Source organism: Micromonospora sp. ATA51 (genome assembly GCF_016802855.1).
GTDB lineage: Bacteria > Actinomycetota > Actinomycetes > Mycobacteriales > Micromonosporaceae > Micromonospora > Micromonospora sicca.
Map to the genome: position 1 here is coordinate 1 of NZ_JAEVHJ010000502.1, position 3,045 is coordinate 3,045.

General features: G+C 76.3%; 3 protein-coding genes. 1 reads left to right on the forward strand and 2 read right to left on the reverse strand.

All coding sequences use genetic code 11. The features are described from left to right. Nucleotides 1-46: 46 nt before the first annotated feature. Complete coding sequence (locus tag JNW87_RS36715; RefSeq protein WP_375373595.1) at nucleotides 47-1,342, reverse strand: histidine kinase dimerization/phospho-acceptor domain-containing protein; 1,296 nt, start codon at nucleotides 1,340-1,342, stop codon at nucleotides 47-49. A 47-nt stretch (nucleotides 1,343-1,389) separates the two neighbouring features. Next, nucleotides 1,390-2,046 (reverse strand): response regulator transcription factor, encoded by a 657-nt coding sequence (locus JNW87_RS36720; protein WP_109801828.1) that lies wholly within the window; start codon nucleotides 2,044-2,046, stop codon nucleotides 1,390-1,392. Between the two features lie 96 nt (nucleotides 2,047-2,142). Between JNW87_RS36720 and JNW87_RS36725 the strand changes: the two genes are divergently transcribed. Further along, the coding region (locus JNW87_RS36725) for a sigma-E factor regulatory protein RseB domain-containing protein (RefSeq protein WP_238455303.1) at nucleotides 2,143-3,045 on the forward strand (903 nt) is incomplete at its 3' end.

Genomic DNA, 3,045 nt, shown 5'->3' on the forward strand with positions numbered 1-3,045 from the left:
CGGGCGGGCGCCACCGCCTCGGCTGGCGCCACCGCGCCGGCGGGCGTCAACCGGCCGTCGGGCAGGACCCGGCCGTCGGGCAGGACCCGGTTGGTGGGCGGGACCGGCCGTCGGGCAGGACTCGGCCGGTGGGCGAGACCCGGCCGGCAGGAAGCGTCGGGTCGGCGGGGACGACCGGGACGGCAGGCGTCACCCGGCCGGCCGGCGCGACGGGGCCGGCCGACGGGACCGGGACGGCGGCGGGATGCGGGCCGGTGACGGTCAGCGTGACCCGGGAGCGGGCGTGCCGGACGGCGTTCTCCACCAGGTTGACGACGATCCGCCGCAGCTCGTCCGGCTCCCCCTCGGTCCACAGCGGCGCGGTCGGCGGCACCAGCTCCACCGGCGGGGACGGGTGTCGAGCGGCGACCGCGCGCAGCAGCTCCCCCAGCTCCACCGGGCCGACCGTTTGGCGCACCGGGTCGTCCCCCCTGCTCGACGCCTCGTCCAGCCGGGCCAGCAGCAGCAGGTCGTCGACGAGCCGGGCCAGCCGCTCGGTGTCGGCGAGCAGGCTCTCCGCCACCGCCGGCCAGTCCGTCCGGTCCGCCAGCCGCCGGGCCACCTCCAGCTCCGTACGCATGGTGGTCAGCGGGCTGCGCAGCTCGTGCGCGGCGTCGGCGACGAACGCCCGCTGCCGGTCCCGGGCCGACTCCAGCCGGTCCAGCATGTCGTTGAGGGTGACCGCCAACCGGTGGATCTCGTCCCGGCCCTCCGGTACGGGCAGCCGGCCCGGCCCGGCCCGCCCGGTGATCTCGGCCGCGCCGCTGCGCAGCGCCTCCACCGGGCGCAGCGTCGCGCCGACCACCCGCCAGGCGACCACGGCCAACCCGGCCACCAGCAGCGGGAAGCCGACCAGCAGCAGGGTGCGTACGACGTCCAGGCTGTGCCGCACGTCCGCCATCGACTTGCCGACCACCACGGTGAGCGGTTCCCCCGGGCCGCCGGCCGGCACGGTCACCACCCGGACCGGGCCGGCGAGGCCGAGCCGCTGCCCGCCGACCACCAGCCGCTGCCGGGTACCCGGTTCGAGCTGGTCCGGTCGGAGCATCGGGGTGAGCCGGTCGGCGTCGATCGAGGCGGCGCGGACCCGGCCCTGGGCGTCGAGCACCTGCACCCGGAGCTGACCGCCGGCCACCGGCAGCGGGTCGGGCAGGACGTCCTCGTCGGCGAGCAGCGCGACCGCGTCCGCCGTCCGCAGCGCCTCCGCGTCGACCGTGCGCTGCAGCGTCCAGCCGAGCGCGCCGAGCAGCAGCGCCCCGCCCAGCGCCAGACCCGCGGTCAGCCCGAGCACCCCGATCGCGATCAGCCGCACCCGCAGGCCGAGACCGGACAGCAGCCGGTGCGGGCGGCTCATGTGGCGAGCCGGTAGCCGGCGCCCCGGACCGTCTCCAGGCGCTCCCGGCCGATCTTGCGGCGCAGGTAGCCGACGTAGACCTCGACGGCGTTCGGCGCGGTCTCCAGGCTGGCGTCCCAGACGTGGTCGAGCAGCTCGGTCTTGGAGACCACCTCGCCGGGACGGCGCATCAGGTAGTCGAGCAGCGCGTACTCGCGGGTGGTCAGGGCGACCTCGGCGTCGGCCCGGGTCACCCGGCGCCGCGCCGGGTCCAGTCGCAGGTCGCCCACCGCCAGCACGGCGGGACGTTCCGGCGCGCCCCGGCGCAGCAGCGCCCGGAGCCGGGCCAGCAGGACGACGTACGAGAAGGGCTTGGTCAGGTAGTCGTCGGCGCCGCAGTCCAGCCCGTCGGCCTGGTCGTACTCGCCGTCCTTGGCCGAGAGCATCAGCACCGGCAGCCAGCGCTCCTCGGCCCGTAGTCGGCGGACCACCTCGTACCCGGAGAGGCCGGGCAGCATCACGTCCAGGATCATCGCGTCGTAGTCGCCGTGCCGGGCGGCGTCCAGGCCGGCGGGGCCGGTGGGCGCCACGTCCACCGCGAAGCCCTCCGCCTGCAGGCCCCGCTGCAACGCGGCCGCCAGCCGCGACTCGTCCTCCACCACCAGCAACCGCACGCTCCCAAGAGTGCCACCCGGATGACACCCGTACGGGTTGTCCTCAGCACGCTCACAGCCACCGGGGTGCAGCATGGCAGTCAGGAGGTAGCCACCATGTCCGTACTGAAGAACCGCGCCGTGCTGCGCTGGCTGGTCCCGGTGACCGCGGGGGTCGCCGTGATCGGTGGCGGAGCGGCCGTCGGCACGTTCGCCGCCGACGCCGACCCGGCGCTGCCGCCGCGCACCGCGGCCCAGCTCCTGGTCGACCTGCAGACGTCCCGCCTCGACGGGCTCTCCGGCACCGTGGTGCAGCGGGCCGACCTGGGCCTGCCCGCGCTGGCCAACCTCGCCGGCCTGGCCGGCGGGAACGAGCTGACCACCCTGCTGACCGGAACCCACACCCTGCGGGTCTGGTACTCCGGCGAGGAGCGGCAGCGGATCGCGCTGCTCGACACCCTCGGCGAACGGGACCTGATCCGCGACGGCCGGGACGTCTGGTCCTGGGACAGCCGGACCAACAGCGCCACGCACCGCGTCCTGCCGCAGGACCGCACCGCGCCGGCCTCCCTGCCGGCCACCCCGGCGGAGGCCGCCGACCAGGCGCTCGCGGCGGTCGACCCGACCACCGCGGTCACCGTCGGCCGGTCCGCCCGGGTCGCCGGCCGCGACGCGTACGAGCTGGTGCTCACCCCGCGCGACGCCGACTCCCTGGTACATCAGGTGCGGATCGCCCTCGACGCGAAGGAGCACGTGCCGCTGCGGTTCGAGGTGCTCGCCGACGGCGCCGACAAGCCGGCCTTCGAGGTCGCGTTCACCCAGATCGACTTCAACCGGCCGGAGGCGGACCAGTTCCGGTTCAACCCGCCGCCGGGGGTGACCGTGAAGGAGGAGCCGGCCGACAAGGCGCTGCAGGGTGGGAAGGCCGCGCCGGACGGCAGGACCGGCCACCGGCCGGACGGCACGGACGTGCGTACCGTCGGCACGGGCTGGACCACGGTGCTGGTCGCGCGGCTCGAC